The organism is Peptostreptococcus faecalis, assembly GCF_900240845.1.
Classification (GTDB): Bacteria; Bacillota; Clostridia; order Peptostreptococcales; family Peptostreptococcaceae; genus Peptostreptococcus; species Peptostreptococcus faecalis.
In genome coordinates this window covers 1-3119 of sequence record NZ_OERU01000024.1, presented here as the reverse complement: position 1 = coordinate 3119, position 3119 = coordinate 1, and the positions used below count along the sequence as shown (strand labels likewise).

Here is a 3119-nt window from a genome sequence, read left to right as displayed (position 1 = left end):
AATCCACACCACCAGATATTATTATATCTCCTGTTCCACGTCTTTTTAATTCGTTTAGTGTTTCCGTAGATATACTATCTGTTCCAGTTAGTAGAATTGGGCAGTTTCTTTCATTTGCAAGTACTGTAGCTGTCAATACATCAGTATATTTTGATCCATTTGCTAACACTGCTGTTGCTTTTTTACTTGGAGGAATTACTGTTCCGCCACCACCATCTCCATCATCATCTTTTTCCCAAATTATATATAATTTTGTATCTCTTGTTATTTTAAACTTATCACCAGGACGATATGTTATACCACTTCCATTTGTTCTTGTATTCCATCCTACAAACTTATATCCTTTTCTTTCTGCAGTTCCATTATTTAATACAGTTACTTCATCATTTATCTTATAAATTTTTTTATCTATAGGTACTTCTCCTGATGTGGCGTCTACTGCCTTGTACACTACATTAAACTCTACTTCTTTCCAAGAAGCATATAAAGTAGTCTCTTCGGTAATCTTAAATTTAGATCCTACATCATATTGAGCCCCCTTTCCATCTGGCTTGGTATTCCAACCATTAAATTCATAACCATCTCTTTTTAAATCTCCACCATCAAGAACTATTACTTCTTCATTTAATTTATAGTCTTTTGAATCAGTAGGTACAGTACCTGAAATATTGCCATTTCCCTTATATTTCACATTAAATTCCACTTCTTTCCAAGAAGCATATAAAGTAGTCTCTTTGGTAATCTTAAATTTAGATCCTACATCATATTGAGTTCCTTTTCCATCTGGCTTGGTGTTCCAACCATTAAATTCATAACCATCTCTTTTTAAATCTCCACTATCAAGAACTGTTACTTCATCATCGATATTATACTCTGTAAGATCTACAGGTACAGTTCCTGATTCATTACCATTTCCATCATATTTTATATGTAATGGTGAATTTACTTCGTATACATATGTTACATACTGCATTTGTTTACTGAATTTGCCGGATATAGGTGCACTACCTACTTTCATTTCTTTAAACTTATATCCAGGAATAGTCTTTTCAGTTGTATTGTAATCATCTCCTATATGACCTTCTAGTATGTCTTTTTCAGCTATTTCTTCATTGTCTTCATTTACATGTTTAACTATGACATTTCCATTGTCAAGCTCTTCTGTTATTTTTGATATTTCAACGGCCTTGTCCCAAATAACTAAATTATAAATTTTACCTCCTGGAGTAGCTTCATTACTTGTGGCTGTATCATCAAAGAAAAATCCTAATATTGTATTCCCATCTATCGTTTCTGGTATAGCTTGAGAGTCTACATCTGAAATATTCAATTGCTCATATAATTTTCCATCAGAGCCTTTAATATATACTATAAATTTATTCTCTTTATTTCTAACTGCAATTAGATCTATTACTTCATTTTCTTTCACTGTATAGCTACTTGCAGAGTGAGGATAGAATTGTAGCTTTCCATTATCATAATAATAAAAACCAGTATCTCTTTTAGAGTCTTTGTAATCTATTATCTTTTTCCAACGCCCTTTTATCTCATCAAACGAAAACTTCATTCCTATGGAATATTCATCTTTTAAATCTTTGTTAAACAAAATCTTAAATCCTCCTCCACGTGGAAGAGAAGATTTCCAAGACCAATATGGACCATTATCATCAATTCCAAACTTGGTATCTATATTATTTCTGTCATATCCATCATTTTCTTTTGAGAAAGGAGTGAGTATTGAATTATTTTTCTCATCTGTTAAACTATTGATGAAGTTATATTCAACATAAGGATCATCCTCTTTCTTATAACTTTGGGCTTTAATTGGCGCTGCGCTAGTAATAACAAAAATTAAAGCAATACAAATTGAGACTATTTTTTTTAACATACTAAAACCTCCTATTGTTTTTTTGTGTAATCTCATTAAATACTTATTTTAAGATGCATAATTCACCTTTAAATCTACTTTTTCTACTCTATTTACAATTTGTATAAATTTTTTCCGTTATTTATTTTTTTAATTTATATTACAACATGCATACAACTCAGAAACCAAGATATGATTATTGCTTTAATTTACTTTTATATTTTTTTGTTCATGTTTATATGTTTTGTTTTTGAATAATCTGTATATTAAAACTATTTTCAAACAAAGTATAACATAAAGTGATTGTCTTTAGCAACACAACCAATTACACTGTATATCCACCAAGTTTTGAATACTTTATGAACTGTATTTTTATTCTATCAACATATAGATATTTGATTGCAAATATTATGCTTATTACTACTGTCGCATTAAAAAATACAATAAAAATAAGTATATTATTTTTCATCATTGTGCTAATTGATATTATTGTAAATAAAACCATAGTAAACACTAAAATTAAAGAAACCAATTTAAATCCTTTTTTTCTTTTTTCATTTTCAGTTAAAATGCTCTGATACATAGATTTAAATTCTTCTTGCGTATAATTGCTATTTTTTAAATTATCCTTAACATCTTTTTTTAACCCTGCAGGTACTATAATTAACATCTTTAATTATCCTCCGTTTATTTTTATTACAAATTACTTCCATTTTTCTTTTTCTTTTTCTTTTTTTCACTAAATTGCAATATCAAATTGAACACTTTTATAAAACTGAATACACTTTGTCCATCTCTTCTTCAAAAAGATCTTTCGGAGTTTTGTAGTTGAAGATTTTTCTAGGCAATCCATTTATTAAGTCATCATAGTGAAGAATTTCTTCTTTACTTACTTTGTTCATGGATGTTCCTTTTGGTAGAAACCTTCTTAAAAGCCCGTTATATCTTTCATTTGTACCACGTTCATATGATGAAAAAGGGTGAGCAAAGTAAATATCTGATAAATACTCAAAAGTATGCATCTCCGAAAATTCGGAGCCATTATCGCATGTAATACTTTTAAAAACCTCAGATACATTACTCTTAAAACTGTAAACTAGTGATTGGAATGCCTTCTTTATAGAGTTGCTATCTTTTGATGCTACTTTAATAGGCAGATAATACCTTGTTTTTCTTTCAACAAGTGAAAAAACGCAGTTTTGATCTTTGGTTTTACCACCTAAAACGGTGTCAATTTCCCAGTGACCAAATT

3 protein-coding genes are annotated in these 3119 nt (G+C 29.3%); all 3 read right to left on the bottom strand.

Translation table 11 applies throughout. The features are described from left to right. Positions 1-1888 (bottom strand): InlB B-repeat-containing protein (locus C0982_RS10270; protein WP_180946942.1); only part of this gene is annotated, 1888 nt, incomplete at its 3' end. 304 nt (positions 1889-2192) lie between these two features. Further along, positions 2193-2537, bottom strand: coding sequence for a hypothetical protein (locus tag C0982_RS10265; RefSeq protein WP_101774092.1), 345 nt, complete (start codon positions 2535-2537; stop codon positions 2193-2195). Between the two features lie 97 nt (positions 2538-2634). Further along, a partial coding sequence (locus tag C0982_RS10260) for an IS30 family transposase (RefSeq protein ID WP_145994526.1) occupies positions 2635-3119 on the bottom strand: 485 nt, incomplete at its 5' end.